Here is a 274-nt window from a genome sequence, read left to right on the forward strand (position 1 = left end):
GTGTGGCACGACGGGCCGCTGACCCGCGCTGTGCGCGAGGGCGCGCTGTGCTACCTGGACGAAGTGGTGGAGGCGCGGCAGGACACGGTGGTGGTATTGCACCCGCTCACCGACCACCGGCGCATCCTGCCCATCGACAAGACGGGCGAGGTGGTCGAGGCCGCGCCCGGCTTCGGGCTCATCGTGTCATACAACCCCGGCTACCAGCGCATGCTCAAGGACCTGAAGCCCAGCACGCGCCAGCGCTTCGTGGCACTGGACTTCGGCTTTCCCG

The 274-nt window shown here is 69.0% G+C and carries 1 protein-coding gene; it reads left to right on the top strand.

The window, feature by feature from the left end:
• Window positions 1-274 (top strand): AAA family ATPase (locus MTCD1_RS19150; protein ID WP_143760178.1); only part of this gene is annotated, 274 nt, incomplete at both ends.

It is taken from the genome of Colwellia marinimaniae (assembly GCF_002207865.1).
GTDB lineage: Bacteria > Pseudomonadota > Gammaproteobacteria > Enterobacterales > Alteromonadaceae > Colwellia > Colwellia marinimaniae.